This is a genomic window from Aerosakkonema sp. BLCC-F183 (assembly GCF_041929145.1).
In the GTDB taxonomy this organism is placed as follows: Bacteria; Cyanobacteriota; Cyanobacteriia; order Cyanobacteriales; family Aerosakkonemataceae; genus Aerosakkonema.
The window spans coordinates 24,472-46,649 of sequence record NZ_JBHFNU010000085.1; the positions used below are offsets into that span (position 1 = coordinate 24,472).

27 protein-coding genes are annotated in these 22,178 nt (G+C 42.8%); 12 read left to right on the forward strand and 15 right to left on the reverse strand.

What is annotated here, in order from left to right:
• Positions 1 to 664: 664 nt before the first annotated feature.
• Positions 665 to 883, reverse strand: a complete 219-nt coding sequence (locus ACE1CD_RS24645; RefSeq protein ID WP_374826534.1) for a hypothetical protein — start codon at positions 881 to 883, stop codon at positions 665 to 667.
• Positions 884 to 1,036: 153 nt separating this feature from the next.
• On the opposite strand from ACE1CD_RS24645, the gene ACE1CD_RS24650 reads away from it, so the two are divergent.
• Genes ACE1CD_RS24650 through ACE1CD_RS24660 form a run of 3 tightly spaced genes read left to right on the forward strand, consistent with a single transcriptional unit; the run spans position 1,037 to position 1,957 of the window.
• Positions 1,037 to 1,540: a helix-turn-helix domain-containing protein gene (locus tag ACE1CD_RS24650; protein WP_374826535.1), complete on the forward strand. Its 504-nt coding sequence runs from the start codon at positions 1,037 to 1,039 to the stop codon at positions 1,538 to 1,540.
• A gap of 28 nt (positions 1,541 to 1,568) precedes the next feature.
• Positions 1,569 to 1,766, forward strand: coding sequence for a hypothetical protein (locus tag ACE1CD_RS24655; protein WP_374826536.1), 198 nt, complete (start codon positions 1,569 to 1,571; stop codon positions 1,764 to 1,766).
• Entirely contained in the window at positions 1,766 to 1,957 is a 192-nt protein-coding gene (locus ACE1CD_RS24660; RefSeq protein ID WP_374826537.1) for a hypothetical protein, read from the forward strand. Before ACE1CD_RS24655 ends, ACE1CD_RS24660 begins: the two co-directional genes overlap by 1 nt.
• Positions 1,958 to 2,010: 53 nt before the next feature.
• Here ACE1CD_RS24660 and ACE1CD_RS24665 read toward each other — a convergent pair whose 3' ends face one another.
• From ACE1CD_RS24665 to metH, 5 genes are all read right to left on the reverse strand, one after another.
• Positions 2,011 to 2,394 (reverse strand): DUF6516 family protein, encoded by a 384-nt coding sequence (locus ACE1CD_RS24665; RefSeq protein ID WP_374826538.1) that lies wholly within the window; start codon positions 2,392 to 2,394, stop codon positions 2,011 to 2,013.
• A complete protein-coding gene (locus ACE1CD_RS24670) occupies positions 2,384 to 2,680 on the reverse strand; it encodes a hypothetical protein (RefSeq protein WP_374826539.1) in 297 nt (98 codons plus the stop codon). The genes ACE1CD_RS24665 and ACE1CD_RS24670 overlap by 11 nt, the downstream gene beginning before the upstream one ends.
• A gap of 69 nt (positions 2,681 to 2,749) precedes the next feature.
• Entirely contained in the window at positions 2,750 to 3,133 is a 384-nt protein-coding gene (locus ACE1CD_RS24675; RefSeq protein ID WP_374826540.1) for a DUF6516 family protein, read from the reverse strand.
• A complete protein-coding gene (locus tag ACE1CD_RS24680; protein ID WP_374826541.1) occupies positions 3,123 to 3,413 on the reverse strand; it encodes a hypothetical protein in 291 nt (96 codons plus the stop codon). Before ACE1CD_RS24680 ends, ACE1CD_RS24675 begins: the two co-directional genes overlap by 11 nt.
• Positions 3,414 to 3,499: 86 nt before the next feature.
• Positions 3,500 to 7,042: a methionine synthase gene (gene metH / locus ACE1CD_RS24685; protein ID WP_374826542.1), complete on the reverse strand. Its 3,543-nt coding sequence runs from the start codon at positions 7,040 to 7,042 to the stop codon at positions 3,500 to 3,502.
• 76 nt (positions 7,043 to 7,118) lie between these two features.
• Here metH and ACE1CD_RS24690 point away from each other — a divergent pair, with 76 nt between their 5' ends.
• The 3 genes from ACE1CD_RS24690 (at position 7,119) to ACE1CD_RS24700 (ending at position 9,005) form a co-directional block, all read left to right on the forward strand.
• On the forward strand, positions 7,119 to 7,580 hold the full coding sequence (locus ACE1CD_RS24690) for a type II toxin-antitoxin system Phd/YefM family antitoxin (RefSeq protein ID WP_374826543.1): 462 nt from the start codon (positions 7,119 to 7,121) through the stop codon (positions 7,578 to 7,580).
• A gap of 108 nt (positions 7,581 to 7,688) precedes the next feature.
• Positions 7,689 to 8,360, forward strand: coding sequence for a Uma2 family endonuclease (locus ACE1CD_RS24695; RefSeq protein WP_374826544.1), 672 nt, complete (start codon positions 7,689 to 7,691; stop codon positions 8,358 to 8,360).
• Positions 8,361 to 9,005 (forward strand): hypothetical protein, encoded by a 645-nt coding sequence (locus ACE1CD_RS24700; protein WP_374826545.1) that lies wholly within the window; start codon positions 8,361 to 8,363, stop codon positions 9,003 to 9,005.
• Here the strand turns inward: ACE1CD_RS24700 and ACE1CD_RS24705 are convergent.
• Positions 8,997 to 9,959 (reverse strand): DNA-methyltransferase, encoded by a 963-nt coding sequence (locus ACE1CD_RS24705; protein WP_374826546.1) that lies wholly within the window; start codon positions 9,957 to 9,959, stop codon positions 8,997 to 8,999. The genes ACE1CD_RS24700 and ACE1CD_RS24705 overlap by 9 nt on opposite strands.
• 248 nt (positions 9,960 to 10,207) lie before the next feature.
• Here ACE1CD_RS24705 and ACE1CD_RS24710 point away from each other — a divergent pair, with 248 nt between their 5' ends.
• Positions 10,208 to 10,624 carry a hypothetical protein gene (locus tag ACE1CD_RS24710; RefSeq protein ID WP_374826547.1) on the forward strand — a complete coding sequence of 139 codons (417 nt, stop codon included), beginning with the start codon at positions 10,208 to 10,210 and terminating at the stop codon, positions 10,622 to 10,624.
• Here the strand turns inward: ACE1CD_RS24710 and ACE1CD_RS24715 are convergent.
• The 5 genes from ACE1CD_RS24715 to ACE1CD_RS24735 all read right to left on the reverse strand — a co-directional run bounded on the left by ACE1CD_RS24715 (position 10,621) and on the right by ACE1CD_RS24735 (position 13,247).
• The gene (locus tag ACE1CD_RS24715; protein ID WP_374826548.1) at positions 10,621 to 10,989 is read right to left on the reverse strand and encodes a type II toxin-antitoxin system YhaV family toxin; all 369 of its coding nucleotides are present in this window, start codon (positions 10,987 to 10,989) and stop codon (positions 10,621 to 10,623) included. The genes ACE1CD_RS24710 and ACE1CD_RS24715 overlap by 4 nt on opposite strands.
• Positions 10,986 to 11,309, reverse strand: a complete 324-nt coding sequence (locus tag ACE1CD_RS24720) for a hypothetical protein (RefSeq protein WP_374826549.1) — start codon at positions 11,307 to 11,309, stop codon at positions 10,986 to 10,988. The genes ACE1CD_RS24715 and ACE1CD_RS24720 overlap by 4 nt, the downstream gene beginning before the upstream one ends.
• A 51-nt stretch (positions 11,310 to 11,360) precedes the next feature.
• Positions 11,361 to 12,083 (reverse strand): hypothetical protein, encoded by a 723-nt coding sequence (locus ACE1CD_RS24725; protein WP_374795797.1) that lies wholly within the window; start codon positions 12,081 to 12,083, stop codon positions 11,361 to 11,363.
• Positions 12,071 to 12,517, reverse strand: coding sequence for a DUF488 family protein (locus tag ACE1CD_RS24730; RefSeq protein WP_374826550.1), 447 nt, complete (start codon positions 12,515 to 12,517; stop codon positions 12,071 to 12,073). The genes ACE1CD_RS24725 and ACE1CD_RS24730 overlap by 13 nt, the downstream gene beginning before the upstream one ends.
• A 121-nt stretch (positions 12,518 to 12,638) precedes the next feature.
• Positions 12,639 to 13,247 carry a DUF488 family protein gene (locus ACE1CD_RS24735; protein WP_374826596.1) on the reverse strand — a complete coding sequence of 203 codons (609 nt, stop codon included), beginning with the start codon at positions 13,245 to 13,247 and terminating at the stop codon, positions 12,639 to 12,641.
• 319 nt (positions 13,248 to 13,566) lie between these two features.
• On the opposite strand from ACE1CD_RS24735, the gene ACE1CD_RS24740 reads away from it, so the two are divergent.
• On the forward strand, positions 13,567 to 13,902 hold the full coding sequence (locus tag ACE1CD_RS24740) for a hypothetical protein (RefSeq protein ID WP_374826551.1): 336 nt from the start codon (positions 13,567 to 13,569) through the stop codon (positions 13,900 to 13,902).
• Here the strand turns inward: ACE1CD_RS24740 and ACE1CD_RS24745 are convergent, their stop codons facing one another.
• A complete protein-coding gene (locus tag ACE1CD_RS24745) occupies positions 13,903 to 16,431 on the reverse strand; it encodes a sigma 54-interacting transcriptional regulator (protein WP_374826552.1) in 2,529 nt (842 codons plus the stop codon). It lies immediately after the preceding gene.
• A gap of 183 nt (positions 16,432 to 16,614) precedes the next feature.
• Between ACE1CD_RS24745 and ACE1CD_RS24750 the strand changes: the two genes are divergently transcribed.
• From ACE1CD_RS24750 to ACE1CD_RS24760, 3 genes are all read left to right on the forward strand, one after another.
• Entirely contained in the window at positions 16,615 to 17,658 is a 1,044-nt protein-coding gene (locus tag ACE1CD_RS24750) for a M23 family metallopeptidase (RefSeq protein ID WP_374826554.1), read from the forward strand.
• Positions 17,659 to 17,885: 227 nt separating this feature from the next.
• On the forward strand, positions 17,886 to 18,464 hold the full coding sequence (locus tag ACE1CD_RS24755; protein WP_374795792.1) for a thylakoid membrane photosystem I accumulation factor: 579 nt from the start codon (positions 17,886 to 17,888) through the stop codon (positions 18,462 to 18,464).
• A gap of 286 nt (positions 18,465 to 18,750) precedes the next feature.
• On the forward strand, positions 18,751 to 19,362 hold the full coding sequence (locus tag ACE1CD_RS24760) for a hypothetical protein (RefSeq protein ID WP_374826556.1): 612 nt from the start codon (positions 18,751 to 18,753) through the stop codon (positions 19,360 to 19,362).
• A gap of 104 nt (positions 19,363 to 19,466) precedes the next feature.
• On the opposite strand, the gene ACE1CD_RS24765 is transcribed toward ACE1CD_RS24760, so the two are convergent.
• Both ACE1CD_RS24765 and ACE1CD_RS24770 read right to left on the reverse strand, forming a co-directional pair.
• Positions 19,467 to 20,102 (reverse strand): cytochrome b, encoded by a 636-nt coding sequence (locus ACE1CD_RS24765; protein ID WP_374826598.1) that lies wholly within the window; start codon positions 20,100 to 20,102, stop codon positions 19,467 to 19,469.
• Positions 20,103 to 21,365, reverse strand: coding sequence for an RNA-guided endonuclease InsQ/TnpB family protein (locus ACE1CD_RS24770; RefSeq protein ID WP_374826558.1), 1,263 nt, complete (start codon positions 21,363 to 21,365; stop codon positions 20,103 to 20,105).
• A gap of 29 nt (positions 21,366 to 21,394) precedes the next feature.
• Between ACE1CD_RS24770 and tnpA the strand changes: the two genes are divergently transcribed.
• Positions 21,395 to 21,805: an IS200/IS605 family transposase gene (gene tnpA / locus ACE1CD_RS24775; protein WP_374826560.1), complete on the forward strand. Its 411-nt coding sequence runs from the start codon at positions 21,395 to 21,397 to the stop codon at positions 21,803 to 21,805.
• Positions 21,806 to 22,178: the final 373 nt, after the last annotated feature.

Genomic DNA, 22,178 nt, shown 5'->3' on the forward strand with positions numbered 1-22,178 from the left:
GCTAAATATCTAATATTTCTTTGCTCACATTCTTTAAATCTTTGTCAGCAGGACGTTTGGCAAACTGTTCGTGACTATAAATCCATACAAGTTTAATTACACAAGCAGTCGGATTGACTAAATACATCAATCTGATTTGTCCTCGTAAGCTTTTATAATGAAGTAGCGAGCTACATTGAGAGAATCGATCATAGTTCAAAATGGCTAGATAAGTAAGGATTTTTTGGGATTATTTTATAATTAAATATACATACATCCTATTATAATCCAAAAATTTTGATAAAAACACTAATTAATTTGGAAGAATTCTGATAGGAGGTGCGATACGCGCTACGCGCAGGCTAAGCCAACGCATTTTTTGTGGTGATGGGGAGTGCGATCGCTTCATCTATTATCCAATCTCTGATATAAACTTATGCTCCCAAGAAGCTTCTAATAAAAACAATAATGAAAAGCACAATCAGTGCTAACACTATCAAAGGTATAACAGCTTTAGGTTTCATAATTTTCTACCGAACAGGTGTGAAATAAAGGAATTGACAAAACTTACAAGAGGAAAAGCTCGTGTTTATTTAGTTGGAAAAACCTATCCAAAAACATGAGTAACTTTCAGTTGCAATAAGCATTTTGGTAAGTTTTTGGATAGGTACGGTACTAAGGAAAGCTATGTGTATAGATTACGCATAGCTCCTAAGCGAGCCTCTTGCGCTTTCTCGTGTCCTATATGATGAATAACCTCTGTGAGTTTCTCATTTGCTCTATGACAAGCTTGCTCGTGTGTCTTACCTTTGTTTCGCGCTCCGGCGTAAGTTCCTGTCCAAACAGCTGCACTACCGACGGCAATCGTAGCTACGGTAATTACGGGGTCACTACCATGACTCATGTCTTTCTCCTTTAGTGGGTTAAATTTGCTCTAACCTAAACTAGAAAAAGTAAACTTTACTCTATCTTAAGCTAGAAAAACTAGGGTTGCCATCCAGCTAACGCTAGGAATAAGATAGGATTAAGTTAGGAACTTTTCTAGGACACTCACTTTATGGCACCTACACGCGATCCGTTTTCAGAAGCAGCTATTCACTGGAATTTAGAAAGGCTGTATAAAGACCTTAGTTCTGCCAAAGGAAAACCTTTAACACCTGTTGAAGAACTACGTCTACGCGGTTTACTTTGCGGCTATAGTCCGGCAGAGATTGCTGAAAAACTGGATAAAGATATTAAGGGAGTTGGAGTAGATCTTAGTAAAACAATATACAATTACGTTAAAAATCTTCTTGGCAAAAATACCGAAGAAAAGATAGATAACTGGAGAAATATTACACACTGGTTGGAAGAAGCCGGGTATAAAAATCAGGTAGCTTCTGAATATCAGTTAAATGATGGGGTATCGTTGAAGCTTTTGGTTAAACAGGCCAATATAACTCTAGAAAAAAATCAATTGATACTTGATATTAATCTCAGGATAGTAACTCCTACTACTTCGGATTCTACAATATTCCAAGATATACAAGTACAAAGTCCAGAAACCAATGGGAAAGAATAATATCGCAAATTGTACATAAAATTCAATCATGCTAGATCCGAAAGAGTTTGGTGAAATTCTGAGCAAGCATTTTGCAGAGGTTACACCTGAGCAGTTTTTAGCGAATCTGAAAAAATACTGCCCGGAAGTTTTCGATGATGTTGCTGAATCAGAAATAGCTCAGTCTGAGACAGATGAATCAAAAGAAGAATCGACTTTTATAGAAACGGAAGGAAGAATTAAATAATGCTAGATCCGAAAAAGTGTGCTGATATTCTTTACAACCATTTTGCAGAGATAACTACCGAGCAGTTTTTAGCGAATCTGAAAAAATACTGCCCGGAAGTTTTCGAGGATGATATTGCTGACTCAGAAATATCTCAGTCTGAGACAAATCGATCAAAAGATGAATTGGAGAAAAAGGCAGCAACGGCATAGAAATTAGCGTAGGTTGGGGAATGTTTATCTTAGTGGGGTGAGGTGCGATCGCCCTATCCCAACAAACTCTCAATCTCATTCAATACATCTGCCAAAATAGGCGCGTTTGAGGAAATTACATTCTCCTCGTTGCCATCATGTTTATGATGCGGATAATTTAGAAGATTCAATTTTTTGTGATGTTCCACGTTGTCATAGCGAAAAATCAGATTTTTTGAGGCATCCATGTACTGATATGAATACATTTCGCGGCTGATAGTCGTTTCAACATTCACAAACTCACGCAAATAAAGTATTGAACCATCTGTGAAGTTGATTACGCCACGAATAAACCCTTCTGACTCGCCTCTTGTTTCAGGTATGAGGTTGAACGACTGCACTAATGTACAGGATTCAATTACCTCCCTAAGTTGCTGGAAATAGTTTTCAATTAACAAACTCAACCACCCTTAATTTATTTACTTTGTCGTCTAGCATTTTCAGCATTCGAGATTCTCCAACCCACTCATCAAATTCCATATCTAATCGATGTTGAAGTTCATCATTTTCAAAGCGTCGCAAAAACTCTTCTGTAGACATTTGATATTTACTTTCAAATTCTTGAAGGCGTTCTTCCGTGCGTTGAATGCCATCTTTAAGCGATGCAATTCTTTTTGATAGTGCTTCTTCTATGAATTGCTTTAACGAGTCTGGATACTCGCAAATAATCTTAAGCTCTGCCATATTATCCTCTCGATCGTTATCGGTGTTTTCATTATACAGGACGGTTAATAAACCATGAAAAATGCCACACTATCTCAACAATACCACAATCTCATTCAATACATCTGCCAGCATAGGCGCGTTTGAGGAAATTACATTCTCTTCGCTTCCATCATGTTTATGATGCGGATAATTTGGGAGATTCAGTTTTTTGTGATGCCTCGTATTGTCATAGCGAAAAATCAAATTTTTCGAGGCATCTTCATAATGATATGAGTACATTTCCCGATCGAGCATTGTTTTAACATCCACAAACTCAGGCAGGTAAAGAACAGAACCATCTGAAAAGTTGAGTTCACCACGAATGAAGCCTCTATAATTGCTTCGCGTTTCGTAATTGACGTTGCTCGATCGCACTACGGAACAAGTGTCAATAATATTGCGGATTTCCTGAAAATAGTCCTCAATTAACAAATTCAATTCCTCTCAATGTAGTTAAATCTTCTTGTAGCCCTTTCAACATCAAAGATTCGCCAATCCACTCATCTATTTCTAAAGTCTCCTGAATTTCATCATTTTCATACCGAAGCAGAAACTCTTCTGTAGGCATTTGATATTTACTTTCAAATTCCTTAATCCGTTCTTCCGTGCGTCGAATGCCATCTTTAAGCGATGCAATTCTTTTTGACAGTGCTTCCTCTATGAATTGCTTTAACGAGTCTGGATACTCGCAAATAATCTTTAGTTCTGCCATATTATCCTCATTTCGTTGTCTGCATTTCAATTATAGCTGCCAATTCGCACCCAAAGTAAGGTGGGCAATGCCCACCCTACTACTAATTAAGCGGTGAAGTATTTCGCGACTGGGTGATAAGTGATAATCGCAGTAGTAGATTGTTCGGGGTAAATTTGTTCGCTTTCATCCATATAAAGATTGATGCGATCTGCCCCCAACAATTCCAACTGTTTATACTGATCCTGAATATTCGGACAAGCCGGATATCCAAAACTATATCGAGAACCGCGATAACGTTGTGCAAGCATATCGCGAATATTATTCGGTTCTTCGCTACCAAAACCCAACTCGCGACGAATACGGGCGTGTAGCCATTCCGCCACAGCTTCCGCAGTTTGCACCGCTAAACCATGAAAATACAAATAATCGGTATATTGATTATCTGCAAACAATTTCTGGGCAAACTCCGTCGCAATATTCCCCACCGTTACCGCCTGCATCGGAAACACATCAATTTGCCCAGATTCCACAGGTGCAAAGAAATCAGCAATACACAAACGGCGCAATGACTTTTGACGGGGGAAGTTGAAGGTAGCAACTTGCTTTTTCTGCCCGTTCTTCCATTCTTCTGCATCGTAAATATGCAGCGAGTTTCCTTCAGACTGGCAAGGGAAATAACCGTAAACTACTTGAGGATGCAATAATTTTTCCTCAATAACTCGGTGCTTCCACTGTTCTAAAACAGGATAAACTTTCTCAGCTAAAAACCGATCGTACTCTTCCCTTGATTGTTCTTTTGGTTTGCGGAATTGCCATTGCCCAGCAATCAAAGCTTGCAAATCCAAATACCAGAAAATCTCCTCTAAAGAGATATCTTCCGGCATCAAAACTTGCGTTCCCCAGAAAGGAGGAGTAGGACGTTCAATATCCACTTCCACAGCCTCAGAACGCCTGGTATCAATCTCTTGCGGTTCCTTGACTGCAACATCACCATTAGACTCACTCACAGATTTCTCTTTAATCTGCGTTAATCTGCGTGCATCTGCGGTTTCATCCAAAAATCCCTGCAAATCATCCCAATTTCCAGCAGCTTTAGCAGGCATCAATTTATCCATAAAATGCAAATCCGCAAACGCATCTTTGCCATAAATCACTTTACCTTTATAGGTATTCTGACAATCATCATGGACAAATTTGGGAGTCAGCGCCGCACCACCTAAAATTACTGGTACAGTAATTCCCCGTTCGTTAAATACCTCCAAATTTTCCTTCATAAATGCAGTTGATTTTACCAGCAATCCACTCATCGCAATGCAATCTGCTTTATGCTGTTGGTAAGCTTCAATGATGTTATCAACTGGCTGTTTAATTCCAAGGTTAATAACTTTGTAGCCGTTATTAGAAAGAATGATATCCACCAGGTTTTTACCAATATCGTGAACATCACCTTTGACGGTGGCAATTATGAATGTTCCCTTGGCATTATTACCCGCTTCTTGCTTTTCCATGAAAGGTTCCAAGTAGGCGACGGCTGCTTTCATCGTTTCGGCTGATTGCAATACGAAAGGTAATTGCATTTGTCCCGATCCAAACAACTCGCCTACTACTTTCATCCCATCTAGCAAGAAGGTGTTGATAATATCGAGAGGACGATATTTTTCTAGTGCTTTTTTCAGTTGTTCTTCCAAGCCGATGCGTTCGCCGTCGATGATATGTTGCTTGAGGCGTTCTTCTACCGGGAGGTTATTGTCTTCAGTGCGATCGCGTTTTGTCGTCTTCCCTTCAAATAGCCTAGTTAACTCTGCCAAAGGATCGTAAACGCACACATCCCCATCAAATTGCCTTTCGTCATAAATTAATTTTCGACAAACTTCTTGATGTTCCGGTTCAATTTTCGCTAAGGGCAAAATCTTGCTGGCGCTGACAATTGCTGCATCCATTCCCACTGCCATTGCTTCATGCAAAAACATGGAATTCAGCACAACTCTCGCCGCCGGATTCAAACCGAAGGAAACGTTAGAAACGCCCAGCAGAATATGACATCCCGGTAATTCTTGCCGGATGCGACGGATAGATTCAATTGTAGCTTTTCCGTTAGCCCGATCTTCTTCAATACCAGTTGAAATTGGCAATGCTAAAGTATCGAAAAAGATTTCTTCGGGTGGGATACCATATTCTACAGCTTGGCGATAGGCGCGTTGGGCAATTTGAAATTTTTTCTCTGCCGTTCTTGCCATTCCATCTTCATCAATTGTACCGATTACTACACCAGCACCATATTTTTTCGCTAACTCCAAAACTTTTAAGAAACGCGGTTCGCCATCTTCATAGTTAGTCGAGTTAAGTATACACTTACCCCCGACAACTTTCAGCCCCGCTTCCATTTTTTCCCATTCGGTGGAGTCGAGCATCAGGGGTAAGGTAACATTTGTTACTAGCCTTGATGCCAATTCCCTCATGTCTCGCACGCCATCGCGTCCCACGTAATCCACGTTTACGTCGAGAACGTGCGCCCCTTCCCGCACTTGGGCTTTGGCCAAAGATACCAATCCATCCCAATCTTCGGCGTTTAGCAAGTCGCGACACTTTTTAGAACCGCTGGCGTTGAGGCGTTCGCCTACAATCAAGAATGAGTTATCTTGCTCGTAGGGCTGTGCGGTATAAATCGATGCTGCCGATGGTTCGTAGTTGGGATGGCGTTCTTTCGGTTTGAGAGTTTGGCCGATTTCTGCTAATGCTTGAATATGGTCGGGGCGAGTACCGCAACAACCGCCGATGACTTGCACGCCCCAATCTTCGACGAATTTGGTTAGCGCCATCCGTAATTCCATCGGGGTGAGTTTGTAATGTGCGTGACCGCCGATGTTTTCGGGTAAACCAGCGTTGGGGACGCAGGAAACGACGAAGGGGGAATTTTCGCACAGATATTTGATGTGTTCGGCCATTCTATCTGGCCCGGTGGCGCAGTTCAGACCGAGAATGTCGATCGCATAAGGTTGCAAAATGGTCAGCACTGCACTGATATCGGAACCGACGAGCATTGTACCCGTAGTTTCCATTGTTACCGAAACCATCAGGGGGATGCGCTGTTCTTTTTTCTGGAAAAGATCTTCGATCGCATTCAGCGCCGCCTTGATTTGCAGCACATCCTGACAAGTTTCCACGATGAACAAATCAACGCCGCCATCGAAAAGTCCTTCTGCTTGTTCGGTAAATGCAGTTTTGAGCGTGTCAAAATCGATATGTCCCAGGGTAGGTAGTTTTGTACCGGGGCCGATCGAACCTGCCACAAAGCGAGGTTTCTCTGGCGTGGAAAATTCATTGGCGACGCGCTTGGCGAGTTCCGCCGCAGTTTTGTTGAGGTAATACGCTTTATCCGCCAAATCATACTCTGCCAACACCACAGAAGTGCCGCCAAAGGTATCAGTCTCGATCACATCTGCACCAGCAGCGAGAAAGTCGCGATGTACGATCGCGACTGCTTCGGGTTTAGTATGGACGAGGTATTCGTTGCAACCTTCATATTCTGGGCCACCGAAGTCAGCGGCAGTGAGATTTTGCTTTTGCAAGTTAGTTCCCATCGCACCATCGAAGACGATGACGGGGCGATCGGGACTGTGCAGGCGTTGGAGGAAGGGATGAGTCATAGAGGCGGTTTTTGAGATAGGTATTTGCGTTAGTCTTGGAATTACTTAATCTATTCTGCACTACTGGATATCGAAGATGCTTAAAAATTCTGTGGGTGAGGATGAGGGATTTATTCGTTTAACAATTGAGGAAGTGAAGGATGATTTAATGGATGCGATCGCGCAAGTGATGTTAAATCGATCGCGCATTGTTTTGCTGCAAGCAGGAGAAGAGGTAGCAGCGATCGTTCCCATTGATGAGTTCGAGCGTTTGGATTATCTCTTGGAGTGGATTAAACCTTCACAATTCACCCCTTGCGAAGAAGAATATTACGAAAATGAAGGAGGAATACGCTGTCTCCGAATCGATGAATTTCAAGATGATTTCTATGACATCGTTGCTGATGTTTTAGGCTATGGCCAACTTTTTGGTTTTCTCCCACCTGCCAATTTAGGCGGAAAAGAATTTGATATCTTTATACCTATGGCAATTTTGATGCCGATCGATAATTTTTGGATTCCTGAATACTTTATTGCTGCTGCTAAAAATAAGGTATAATGGAAATTTAGCAACTCGATTTTGGTTTGAGAAACCGTCTAGAAAAGAAACCCGGTTTCTTGGAGAAACCGGGTTTCTAAGTAAGTTTCCCAACAAGAGGAATAAAAAATGAATGTTCAAACAGTTAATACGCCAACAATTGCCAAACAAAAAGTTTCCCCTGGCAACAGTATTGTGATGAATGGCATTAAATGGGAAACTTATAAAGCATTGATGGCAGATGTCGGTGACGGTAGAGCGTGGAGAATTGCTTATGATGAAGGAGTGTTAGAAATCAGGATGCCATTACAAGAACACGAACAACCAAAGATAGTGCTAGCTTATTTTGTTACAGCTATAGCAGATGAGCTAGAAATAGAAACTATGGAACTGGGTGCATTACTCCTCGAACGGGAGGATTTACGCCGTGCGATCGAACCAGATACTTGCTTTTATATTCAAAATGAATCGCTAGTCAGAAGCAAAATAATAGATTTGCAAACCGATCCACCACCAGATTTAGCAATAGAATCAGACTATACAAGTTCTTCATTGAATAAATTCACAATTTATGCTTCTCTGGGAGTGCCAGAATTGTGGAGATATCGTAATCAAAGTCTGCAAGTTTATCAACTGGTAGAAGGGAAATACGAGCAAACGGATAAAAGTTTAGCTTTTCCATTTTTGCCTATTGCAGAAGTGCCAGGATTTATCGAGCAAAGTATTAGTATTGGACAGCGATCGGCTGTCCGTTTGTTTCGGGAAAGGATTAGGGAAATATTGCAGAATAGGGAGGGATGAATGAGCGTAAATTTGAATGCGATCGCCTGCCAACCTCACCCCGTCGATCCTAACGGATTTAATCCTAATGCGAATATACCTTATAGTTGTACCACCGAACATATTCGGCTGGCGATGAATGATTTTATAGATTTTTTAGGTTTCATCAATCAACAGCTATATGGAAGAGGATTAGAACGCTTTGAGACTATGCTAATGCCAGCTAACTTTAGCAGTTTAGTGGGCGAGTTTATGATTACAAGTATCCCTAAATATTGTACTACTATTGCCAAAAATCAATATCATAACGGACATCCCGATCTAATTCCAACAGGGATGTTTCCTAATAATGCTGTTCAATATGCTAGCGAAGGTATAGAAGTTAAGGCTTCTCGTTATTTGAGAGGATGGCAAGGTCATAACCCCGAAGCAATTTGGTTGATGGTATTTGTGTTTGATAGCAACCGTCCTAGTGATACTGTTAAGAATATTCAACCAAAGCCTTTTCGTTTTGTGAAAGTTTGTGGGGCGATGCTGACCAAAAATGATTGGTCTTTTTCTGGGCGATCGGGAAATAGTCGTCGCACTATTACTGCTAGTATTAACAATTCTGGATACCAGAAAATGAGCGCGAATTGGATTTATCAAGACCCTAGTTTACCATAGTGTCAATTGCTGATGTTCTATCTCTTCAATTGGCTTTTTTAAATCATTCTTTTGGTTGGAAATATCCAATGCTGCCAGTTTGGGAATAGCAAGGCAACTCATCTCGTAATATTCGGGATATCTCTCAATACCAATACAGGAAACACCCACCGCTTCTGCTGCTGCTACAGTAGAACCCGATCCCATAAAAGGGTCAACAATAATTCCTTCACCAAGAGGAAGAGAAGCATAAACTATTTGGCGCATAAAAGACTGGGGTTTGATACTTGGATGATTGGCAATTTCCCGTTCTTGTTGAGGTGTTCGTTCGCTGAAAATTACATCATTGAATGGGTTGCCATCGGGGTTTCTTCTTAATCCTCCAGTTTGGAATTTTCGCAAGCAATCACTAACTTTCATACCTGAAGGTATCGGTTTGCGGAAAATACCCCAAGGTTCGTAACATCCACGCGGCATTGATGATACATTGGGAAATTCTTGTTCGGCATTTTTGGGCCGATCGCCACCGCGAAGCGTTCTCACCAGCCGAATTAATTCACCGCGAAATTCTAAACCACCTTCAACTAAAGCAGAAAAAACTAACTGAGAAAGAAAGGCATTACTGGCAATAAAAACATGACCACCAGGAAAGATTACGCGCACTACTAATTTAGCCCACTCGATGAAAAAGCATTTCAATTTTTCTCTTTCTTTTTGAGTGAGTGCGGTAAATCTTGGCAAAGGCGATCGCTGATGTCCATCAAACGAAGGTGGAATTCTCCAAACTCCACCATTTCCGTTTTCCCTTTTGGCAATTTGCTCAAAATCGTATTCTTTTACGCCATAAGGCGGATCTGTCACAACTGCATGAATGCTATTTTCTGGCATTCGATTTAGCCACTCGAAACAGTCCGCTTGTAAAATGAGAGAATGGCCTATTTGTTTTGATGGGTAGTCAAAGGTAAAATTGTTCATCTTTCAATGTTTCCTTTTTAGGTTTATAAGAAAAAAATTTATCCCTATTATTTTACTATTTAACGGTATATCGTGTCATTAGCTTAATTTAGTGCTATGATATTAATAAGCAATTTAATCATGTTCAAGTTTTACAATAGTTGGTAAAAATAAAATGGAACTGAGAATCAGTGAAGAACAAATCAAAATTTTTTACAGATTTTTTTGGTATAATATATTATGTTTTATCTTGCTAAAGAGGTGAATAAATGACTAAAAGAAAACAGAAAAAAGCTTCTGATGAATTGACAATAGTCGCTTACGACGTAAAGAGTTTTGATGGGAAAACAGGAAAGCAGGGGGCTGAAAATTTTAAGATATGGCACTCCAACTATGGTCGAGGAGCTTATGTACAAGAGGATGGAAGCCGTGGCTATTGCCCATTGGTGGAGCCAGAAGATGAAGATTGGATAGGTTTATACGCACAAGTGATGCAGAAGCCTCTAGTCAGACTCTTCCTAGACAATTACCCGATGGATGATTACGGTGTGTTCATCGTCAATGAAGTCCTCCCTATTAAACTCTTCCATATCTACCTGTTGGAACTTCACCCAGGGCTGCCTGCAACTGTAAACATCGGAACTTGGCATCCTAACAATCGGAACTACATTCACAAGGATGACTAGGGGGTAAATGCCACAATAATTACATCATCGAGCGTCTGATTAATTCTATCTGCCTCTTTCTGATCTTCCAGTTGGGATGCTCTAAAAAACAGGCGATACCTGTTTGGTAGACCCATCCCTTTCAGACGACTGTATCCCCGCAGGTCATCCTTGAGGGAAAAACGAAGAGAAAAAGGATCTGAGGGAATTTTTTCTTCAATTCCCAGCTTCACTGCCGCAAATAACTTGACCCTTGGATGAGAGCGATATTCTGTCGATGATAATCGGTTTTTTAGCTTCGTAGCATCGCTCAATAAATCATTCCATTGCTGTCGGAATAAAGGGTGGAAACGGATCTTCCACCCGTTGAAAATAAGATAACTCATTCTTCTACTATGACTCCTTCTAAAAGTGCATCTGCTTCCGCTTTCATCTCCTCTGTATAAGGCACAAGAATAGATGGATCTTTTATCGCATCTGCCATCAGCGCATCTAGGAATAGTTTCAACATTTTGGGGTCTTCCTCTTGTTCATCATCCTCATCTTCAGGTACTAACTTCACCAGGAGAGTTTTATCAGATAATACCTCAATTTTAACGCTGGCATTAATCCATTGTGGATGCTCTTTATAAAATGATTCCGGCAGTGATAAACTGGGTAAATCATTTGTTTGGGTGGCACTCAAAGAATAAATTTCTGATGCCATAATTTCACTTCCTTTGTTGCGACTACTTATGCTCATTATACCATCGTAAATTCAAAACGGCAGATCGTTATATTCATCGCTTTTCACTTCTACTTTCTTTTTACCAGAATCGGGTAACTCGATTACACCAGCAATCAATTTCCAGCAAGGATCGCCACCTTCCCAGTCGGGAGGTCGCCAAGGCATACTCAAACTAACTGTTACCAAACAATGATTTTTGGGACGATATCCTAAATCTAATTTCCTTACAAATACCGGATCGGTGATAGTTGTTGTCAATGTTTGATTATTTGCAGTGACAATTGTACCAGACCATTTTTGACTGCCTTCATATTTCACGCCAAGAGGATTAACTGATATTTTTACTGCTTTTACCAGTTCCAAGGTGCGACGCTGAGATAGTGGTAACGATTGCAAATAAGGCACTTCCACATATCTCAAATCGTTGTGCAGAATATATTCTTCTTTGCTACAATATTGTCGGAGGTAAGCTGCGGGAACTTGTCCGGAACGCATCCATTTTCCCGGCAATATGGAAAGGTTTTCGCTTTCAAAACCATAATCAGGCCCAGTTTTGGCTAAGGGAATTTCTAAAATATCTAATAATGCCGGTTCTGTTCCCCCAATCAGTCGCATTTCCTTGGTAACTTTACCATCTGGTAAATCGGAAACAGCACGAATCCACTGTCCTTTCATTGGGGTAATTCCGGCGATGCACCTTTCGCCTCGCTTCCAGGAATTCGCAAGGCAAATTATCCGTGTCATAGATGGCATATTTTCACGTTTCCCCACTTATTATTTAAATATTCGGCAACTAAACGGCGATGACAGTGATGTGGTTTTGCTTCGCTACATAGCAGACATCCTCCATCTAAAATATCGGGTGAAACTTTCTCCTCTATTTTGCGTTTGGCGATTAAATCGACAAATTTTTTCTCGTAAGTTTCCCAATCACCTTTCTTCTTTTTATAATCATCTAAGATATCTTGAGTGGGTGCTAAGTCTAAAATGTGAACGTATTCGATATTGCCAACTTTACGGAGAAAATATTCTAAGTCTTTGCGTTTGGCAAATCCTGCTAATTGGGAAACGTTATTTAACCGAGTGTCTATGACTCGCTTTACTCCTGCTTTCAGCAATGTCTCGAAAAATTGTTCGGCGCTTTTTTGGGTAAAGCCGATCGTATATAAGTTAATGTCTTTATTCATGGTTGAATACCTCTAGAATAAGTAAAACTTGCTGTCTATATCTCCGACTTCTTGAAGAAGTCGGAGATATAATCTTCTCTAGATCCCCGACTTCTTGAAGAAGTCGGGGATCTAATTTTCTCTAATCTTCTTTGACATATGCAATTTCGTTACCTTGTCGATTATAAGCTTCTTCTAGATCGACTTCATCTTTTAAAGGTGACGGATCGAATAGGCTTAATTGGATGGGCCGATCGCTATCTTTATTAAATTTCTTTAAGAGCCTTTTTTCTAATTCCTCTTGCGTTTCCAAACTGCCATCTGATAAAATATGATTTATCTGCACATCCAATTTTCGTAGTTGCCGACAAACTAAAATAGTGCGATGACAAGTAAGCGGATCTTTTTCCGCACACATCATCGCAATTTTGTATGTTTCTGCACCTTTAATTAGGCGTTGAATTCCTTCGGCAAATAGGTTAGTGGCAGCAATTCTTGCGTAAAGTGCTTTGCCAGTAGCATCGTAACAGCTTAAATCTTCCGGTCTTGCACCTAGTTCTCGACCCAGAAAAACGTAGCGAATACCAATGTTTTGTAATGATGCTTTTAAGGCGGATTGATTGAAATGGGGTAGGCGACGGCTGTAGGGATGCGATCGCACATCCGCCACCGCCGTAATTCCATGCTGTTGCAGCAACGAAATAAAAGCTTCAATACTGAGATTTGAGTGACCTATGGTGAATAGCTGCATAGTGTGAGTTTGATTTTGCCCCTGTAGTAAGTGTGTTTGATGATTTCCCCAGCCAACAATGACCCAACTGCCCCAAACCAGCCAAATCATAAGTAAATTATATTGTTTCGATAACCTATTTTGATTGATTTAAACTCAGTCAGAAAAGGGTTGTATTTGCGATCGCCATCCGGAATCACAGCTCGTCAGTTTGTATATATAACTTATGATGTCAGGCTGCATAAATGCCATTGGGTCAGGCACACCCGATATCAGGTCAAAATTCAAGGCTTAGTTATATCCAAGCCAGATTGACACTCCTGATACTTGAGGATTAGCTATGTTTTCCACACACTCATCCCGAAACGCCAAACACCTTTTCAAACTTCCAATTGAGCTTGTGGCACTTCTTCTTTACGTTGCTGCTTCTGGATATACAGTCGGTCGATTTTTGATAGACGCTAACAACTACACCATCGGATACGAAGCATACCGAAACGCTGATTGCACAGCAGCTGTTGCACATTTCGACAAAGTGATCGATGGCTGGCGCTTTGCCGACTTGCGTAACTATGGGAGTCTCGCCAAGCAAAAAAAATTAGAATGTCTCAACCTCATATCAGCTAAAGAAACTTTATCTGGCGATACGATAAACGTTATTCAAGTCAAGCAGTAACTAGCTTGCGATCGTAATGGCCCACAGACTTGCTGCCAAAACTATCGTTGCCAAATGTTGCGGCAGCAAAAATCGCAGCGGTTGACGAGCAATTTTTTGCGTTAAGACTATTGACAAAAGCACAGAAAAAATCAGGGTTGTTCCTTGCAAAAATGCGATCGTGGCTGGATGCGCTACCAACACGGGTAAACCTTCACCGCTGAACCCAAAAGTAGCCAAAGTTAATGGAAGAATTCGTCCAGCTTCGCCCAATCCCATCTGCAAATAGTGCGCCAAGTTCCCCCCCAAAACCAACGGTAAATAACCGTAAGCAAACTCCACAAACGAGCGAGGTTTCAGGGAACGATTAAATAACTGGATCGAGCCATATGCCAACAACGTAACTAATCCAGGTACAATCAAAGCTGCCAGAGAAAATCCCAAATGAGGCCAAAACAAATCTAAATTGAAATTCAATCCCAACCAAGATTGCAATTCCGGTAGACGATGAAGATATATACCCCCCAACAACAACATTAGCAGCGCTACTTCATAGGTATGAGGCACATGAGTAGTCCATAACTCAATCCCTGGCGGACGTAAATTTAACTCTACCGATCGATGCGGACAAGCTTTGAGACAAGTCATACAAAGTACACAATCTTTGTTATCTTCCAAATGGGTTGGATGAGAATATAAAGGACAGCCATCAGTCTCCAAGCCCTCGCCTTTTTGAGGCCCACCTTTGTAACATTGATAAGTGGTGCATTCTGCCGAACAAGTTCCTTGCTGCGCTCTTAATTCGGTCATCGATAATTTGGCAAATAAGCCATTCATTCCACCGATCGGACACAGATACCTGCACCAAAATCGCCGCTCAAAAATAGCAGAAAAAATCATCGCTCCGGCAGTAATTAACAGCAGCAAACAAGCAGAAAGGTAAGCCGTATCTTCTAAATGCCAAAGTTCTTCCCACAGATAAATTAACACAAATAAGCCAAACAAAAACCATCCTCCCCACTTTTCGGCTGACTGTCGCGGCCAGCGCTTTAGCTGACGCGGCCAAAGCCATAGGGAAAGTTTCTGTGTAACTTCTCCATATATCATGAAGGGACAAACAGCACACCACAGGCGTCCTACAAAGGGAAAACCAATCAAAACTAATGGCCACCACCAAGCCCAAAATAAATTTAAAGCCACATTTTGATGGCGATGCTGAGGGCCAAAAAATAAGAGCCCTATAACAATTGCAAAAAAGCTTAATGTGAAGCCATAATTAATTCTATCCGGCCACCAGGGACTGCGTAAAAATCGCCGCAAACTTGGATAGGCATTTAGGAGATTGAAGCGAAATTGTTTTTTCTTAGTTTGGGCTGACCAAAAAACAGCTTCGGTTAGCTCTTTAGCACCAGGAGATTGGACGATCGCTCTTTCCACCAAACTTTGCAATTCTCTGAGATTGCCGGGAAAATCGTAGGCTTGCAACCATCGCAAAGCTTCTGATGTTATCTCAGGTTTGGCTATACCTTTAGCTTTACAAAACAATCTAAAGTAGTATTCTACTTGGTCGGCAATATCCGCTTTTCGCACTCGCAGCGGCGGAACTTTGACTGCATGACCGACGAGGCGATCGATCGCAGGTAAGGTTTTCTCGGAAATCATCAAAATGCGTGCTTGACATTTAAATTTTAGCGACGATTCAGATGTTTTGCTTGTTGCTTGACTATAAGTACCTGTTTTTACCAATTCAGCTATTTTTGGCATCAATTCTGGGGGCAGTTCTTGAATATTATTGAGAAGTAAAGTTCCTTCTCCTAACCATTCAATTAATCCAGATTTGCCACCAGCACGACCAAAAAGTTCTACACCGTTTGCTTGCAACTTACTGCAATCAATTTTAATCATCGGTTGTCGCCGCTGCAACGAACTAAAATGGATAAGAGCGGCAATGTTATCTTTTTCCAGTCCCGGTTCTCCAAAAATTAACACCGAACGGCGATCTTCAGTTGCTTGTTTAATTTGCTGTCGCAAACGCACAGCGTAACGACTTTTACCTACAATTCCTCGTTTCGCCTTAGTTACTAAGTAGGGACGTAAAATAGTTTGGCGTTCTTGCTCATAAGTTAACTGAGAAGATATCTGGGCTAATTCCATCGCCAGTTGCTGGGAAAAAGTCTGGGTAATTTCCGGGTATTTGGCGACTAATTCCCGAAATTTGTCAGCAGGAATAAACCATACCTGACATTCGCTCAGCGCTTTGACAGTTCTTTGCGCCAACTGCCCAAATAGTAGCTCTTGTGCGTGAACGATCGCACCTGGGAGTAAACTGATACCCCAAACCGAACCGGTTTGATTGATGCGATCGCCTTCCAGCCGTCCTTGTTTGAGAATATAAAGACCTTCCGGTGGCGTGTCTTCCAGCACCAGGCGAGTTTGATTCGGTACGACTTTTTCCGTCAAAAGTGGCGCGAGATCTTCCAATACCTCATCCGACAGCACGCTTAGAGCTGTTCGTTCTTTTAGCCAGATTACCGCGTCGCTTGCTGTCATCGTTGGCGCTCCTATAAGCTTCACTTTACATTTTAAAGATATATAATCAAGAATATTAATTTTTAGATGTTATTGCCAACAAAAAAGGAACTAATATGTCAGATCCGATCGATCTGTGGGTGCCCTTAGCACTTCTGGGTTTGATTATCCTCGCGGCAATTTACTTCAGTCGCAGCAGCTGAAATGCCATTCGCCTTTTTAACTATTCCTGCCATGAAAAAATCTTTTTTCGCCACCGCACTACTTGTTTTCTTCCTGGCACTCCTTCCGGCGTGCTTCGGGAAAGAAAACACCTCTGACGCCGCCACTGCCTTCAAACTGACGCTGCCGATCGACTGCACGCTCGGTCAAAACTGCTTTATCATGCACTACGTAGACCGCGACCCCAGCCCAGCAGCAGTCGATTTTGGCTGCGGTCGCCAAACTTACAACGATCATACTGGTACAGACTTTGCTATTCCAGACGAACGAGCGATGGCAGCAGGCGTAGCCGTCAAAGCAGCCGCCGCAGGTAAAGTCCTCCGAGTTAGGGATGGAGTGCCCGATCGCAGAGTCGCCGATGAAACCGATAAAGCTAACGTTGAAGGTAGAGAATGCGGTAACGGCGTTGTCATCGACCACGGTAACGGTTGGCAGACACAGTACTGTCACCTCCGCAACGGCAGCGTTGTTGTCAAACCCGATACCGCAGTTGCCGCAGGTACGGTGTTGGGTATGGTAGGAGAATCCGGTTTAGCTTCCTTCCCTCACGTTCATTTGACCGTTCGCTACCAAAATAAAGTTGTAGACCCCTTTGTCGGTGCCAATGCTGGGCCCGGTTGTCGAGTCGATCGCAAACCTTTATGGGAACAGCCTCTGGGTTACGTTCCCACAGGTCTGGTGCGATCGGGTTTTGCCACCGAAGCACCGACTATGAACGCTATCTGGGAAGGACGCTTTTCGGAAACAGAACTTTCTCACAACAGTCCGGCGCTTGTTTTTTGGGTGCAAGCTTATGGAGTGCTTCAAGGCGATCGACAAGAATTCCAACTCACCGCACCCGACGGTAAACCTTTCGCCGTCCGCAAACAAGACCTCGCTCAGCCCAGTCGAGCTTGGTTGAGCTATGTTGGCAAAAAGGCATCCGCCAATCAACCGTTATCGCCGGGTGTTTGGCGAGGAGAATATCGCCTGATCCGTAATGGTAAGGTACTGATTGACGTGAAGCGAGAAGTGCGGATGCGCTGAATTGACACTCACCTTGATAAATCAGCAGGGGAGCAGGGGGGCAGAGGTGCAGGGGAGCAGGGGGGCAGGGGGGCAGGGGGGCAGGGGGGCAGGGGGGCAGGGGAGCAGGGGGGCAGGGGGGCAGGGGGGCAGGGGGGCAGAGGAGAAAGAATGAAACTGCTGGGTTATTTCTGCTTTGCTGTACTAGATTAAAGGTTTAGGTAAGTTTTTCAGAGCAGGTACGTAGAGTGAGATCGGTTTTTCTGAATTACTGGCGAAGGCTTTTTGCCAGCTGGCTGCTGACGCTGGTAGCAGTGCTGAGTTGTGTGTTACTTATCGGGACGCCACCTGCTTTAGCGGGTATCAACGACGATAACTTTGACGGCAATGTGTTTGTCCTTTATGGCGGGAATGGTTCCTTAGTGCCGCCAAAAGTGACTTTGGCACAATCGTTGCAGGGAGATAAGCCGACTTTGTTGGTGTTCTATGTAGATGACAGCAAGGATTGCAAGCAATATGCTGTTGTGGTTTCCCGACTGCAAGCATTTTACGGTCGGGCGGCAGATTTTATCCCCGTTAGCGTGGATAGTATCCCCGCCAAATCTACCTACGAACCTACGGAACCTGGGTATTACTACAAAGGTTTTGTACCTCAAGTTGTCTTACTGGATCGATCGGGTAAGGAAGTTCTTAACGAGAAGGGACAAGTACCGTTTGAGCGGGTAGACGATGTTTTCCGCGAGCTGTTTGACTTGCAACCTCGATCGCAATCTGTAGAATTGAAACCGCGATTGGTGAATGAGTTCAGTACGGAACTCGCCGAATAAGCTGTAGGTTGGGTTGAGGTGACGAAACCCAACCACCTCAGTCCTTTCCCGCTCAAAGAATATGTGTTGCATTAGGGGGGAGCTTATGGAGCGGGGGAGTGGGGGAGAAAAGAACAACAGTAACTTGCGATCGATAACTTTACGAGCGGAAGGAAGTAAGAATATTTGTTGGGTTTCGCTGGCACTCTACCCAACCTACAATTCATCTTCACCTGTGCCATATTAAACAAAATGCAAAAAAATCCTAGAACATAATATCCACCTAACCGTCCCAGATGGTGTTTCCATGTCCAACAACATCTACACCACCAAGGAACTAATCGAAATTTTGGCCCAAGAGCGCCAAGCCTGCCTCATGGGTCAGCGCCTTAACTTAACTGCGAAAGCTTCTGGTAATCCTTTAATTGATAAGTTTCTCAAATCCGAGGGAGCGCAAAAGTTTGCCGCTTATCAAGATTTTAAAGAGACAATTCACCGCTATCAAAGGGAACATGAGGTTTCCGGTATTGTCTGGCGACAAGTCACGGTGAACGGGAAAACTCTGCAAATGCCCGAAGTAGATGCCCAGTTGATTGCTCTCAAGAGCGATATCGAAACGCTTAAAGTTGCTAAGCCTTCAATATTAGCATTCTGGTATGAGGTCACAGCGGGAATGGATTTATACTTGAGTGTCAATAACGGCAAAGATTTTCGATCGATCTCTCCTGCGGATGTGGGCAGAATTTCTCAGCGCACCGAATGGGCCGGTTTGTGCAACTTTGAAAAGTCCGATTTCCTAGAAATTATCTTGCAGCTGGGATGGGGAAAACCGGAGGAAGCTGTTTACAAGCGGGGATGGCCGACTTCCGGCAGCGAGTATATCCATGCGGTAAAGCCCGGAAATCGACCGATTTGTTAAGAGGGAGCGGGGGAGCTAAAAGTCAAAAGTCAAAAGTCAAAAGTCAAAATTCCTTTTCTTCCTTCTTCCCTTTTCCCTTTTTCCTCTTCCTTCTTCCCTAGCCCCTAATCCCGACGCCCTAGCCCCTTTTTTGACTTTTGACTTATCAACGCTTTGTACAAACGTCGCGTTTGGGCTCGCAAATATTTCCATTGGTCGATCGCATGGACTGCGATCGTCGCCAAAAATGTGTAAGACAGCCAAAAATGCAGGCTGGTGCTAAAGTCCGCCAGTGCTTTGTTTTCTGGAAATAAGTCTGGCAAAGCAATACCAGTGCCGAATATAACTACATCGTAGCCATGAGAGTTGGAACAAAAATAGCCGCTCAGGGGAACGAACAGCATAAAAATGTACAGAACTGTATGAAAAGCGAACGTTTTCAGCCATTCCCCCGTCAAATTCGGCTGACGCCGCCTATACTTGTGTTGAATAACGCGCAGCAGTACAAAAATTCTGGCCAGCAGTATACTCATCACCACTACCCCAAGCGTCTTGTGGAATCCGTATAAAGACTCCCCATACGTTACTTCTTCTGGCAAATCGGTCATGTAAGCGCCCGTAGCAAATAGCACGAGAAAGCAGGCGGCCATTAACCAATGTAAAAACCATAAATTCTGAGCATCGGTCTTTTTTTTGCCTTTTTTAGTTCTAACGTGACGTTCTCTCCCGCCCGAGCTTGCGCTATAACGGGAGCTTCTAATTCAGAATAGAGATAGCTGTATACCATCCCAGCCTGAAAAAGCTTCGCGCTTCGCGGGCTGGGTATCCCCTAAGCCTCCACGCGCAGACAAGATGAGCCCCACCTCGTTTAACGCTCGGTCTAATATATTCCGAGCGGCATTCTCGTCTCTATCCATTCCCAGTCCGCATCTATGACATTCATGCAGGCGCAGAGAGAGAGTTTTCGGTACTTTCGCTCCACAGTTTGAGCAGTTTTGAGATGTTCCATAAGGACTTACCTTTACCACTCGAACACCGCATCTGACTGCCACTGCGTCCAGTATGGTAATGAACCTCCCCCATGCTGCATCCAAAATTGATTTACTCAACCTTGTACGAGCAAGCCCTTTGATGTTTAAATCTTCCACCGCAATCAAGTCATACTTTTTGACCAGATTGTGAGCGGTATTGTAGTGAAAATTTTCCCTGATTCGACCAATACGTTGATGAATTCTGGCTATCTTGTTTTTCTGCTTGTTAGAGCGGTTTGACCCCTTCTTTGACCTTGCTAACTTACGTTGTTGACGAGCCAAGTGCGACTGGGTTTTGCGGTAGGTTTGTTGAATGGGAACTGTCTCACCTTCAGAGGTAGTCAGAAATTCCTTGAGTCCTACATCAATACCAACAGCCGTTTTCACCTCATCTAATGGCATGGGTTCAGGCACGGTTTCATCCTGTACAGAAATAGAACAGTACCACCCATCAGCTTTGTGAACAATGGTGCAAGTTTTTAGGGTAAATCCATCAGGAATAGGACGATGCAAGATGACTGGCATCTCTCCTATTTTTGACAGCTTCAATACACCATTATTCAGGTGCGCTCCTGCTTTTGGACAATTTACTCGTGGGTAAACAAATGACCGCAACTCACCAACTTTTTTGAACTTTGGCCTGCCACCTCGCTTGCCCGATTTATCGGGAAATAGCCAGCGTTCCCAAGCTTTGTTTAACCGTTGCAGGTTAACCTGTTGTGATTCTGACCAAATGTTTTTATAGTCAGGAAACAGCACCTTGGTTTGTTTCAGGTCTGATTGCTGGGTGTAATAGTTAACCGTTGTAGGTATTTCGCCTATTGGCTCAGAAACAATACTACAGCGGTCAATCTGACAACGGGTTCGTCGCAGCCAATCTAACCTTTGTCCCAAACAATAATTCCAGTGACGGCGAAGCAGCTCTAATGTATAGAGCATGGTTGCCTCTTGTTCGTTACTGGGCACAATTCGGTAGCAGTAAGTTAGAATCATAATTATCATTATATAGTTTATCGCCAACTATGACAAGTGCTTATGACAAAGGTTTTAGGTCTGTATACTCGCTTACCGCTCACATCGTATTCGTGACCAAGTACCGCAAGAAAGTGATCGATAAAGTTATCCATGAGCGACTAGCTACCATCTTTGATGAAGCTTGCTCAAAGTGGGAGACAACGCTGCTAGAGTTCAACGGAGAGGATGACCATGTACACTTACTGGTGCGCTATCATCCTCAAGTAGAACTAAGCAAGTTTATTGCCAACCTTAAAACCGTTTCTAGTCGTTTAATCCGCAAAGAATTCGGTGATTACCTCAGTCAAGTCTACCGAAAGCCAGTGTTCTGGACTGGCTCTTATTTTGTTGCTAGTTGCGGAGGGGTAACGGTTGAACAACTCAAAAAATATGTTGAGCAGCAGGCTACTCCAGAATAAGGATTCGCTCCCGCTCAGTTTTATACTGGTCGTCATTCCCCACCCGTTAACCCTATCGGGTATAACGGGCGACCCCTGCCGACATTAAGTTGGGCAACAGTCACCTGAGTTTCTCCTTTCTAAAATTTTGAGTCTGTAGAATGGATCGGAAGGCAGAATTTTTGCGATAATCATTCATTTTATCGCTCTGACGCACTCTATTTAGTGTCAAATTTTGCTTTTTGATGTCAGCGAATATGGGATTGACGAAGAGTGCAGATCTGAGGGTTATGAGTTAATAATTAAAATTAATTCAAGACATTTTTTCAACAAATTGAACATAGTAATTTATCGAGCAATATATTCTCCTAAACTATCAGATCCTCAACCAATC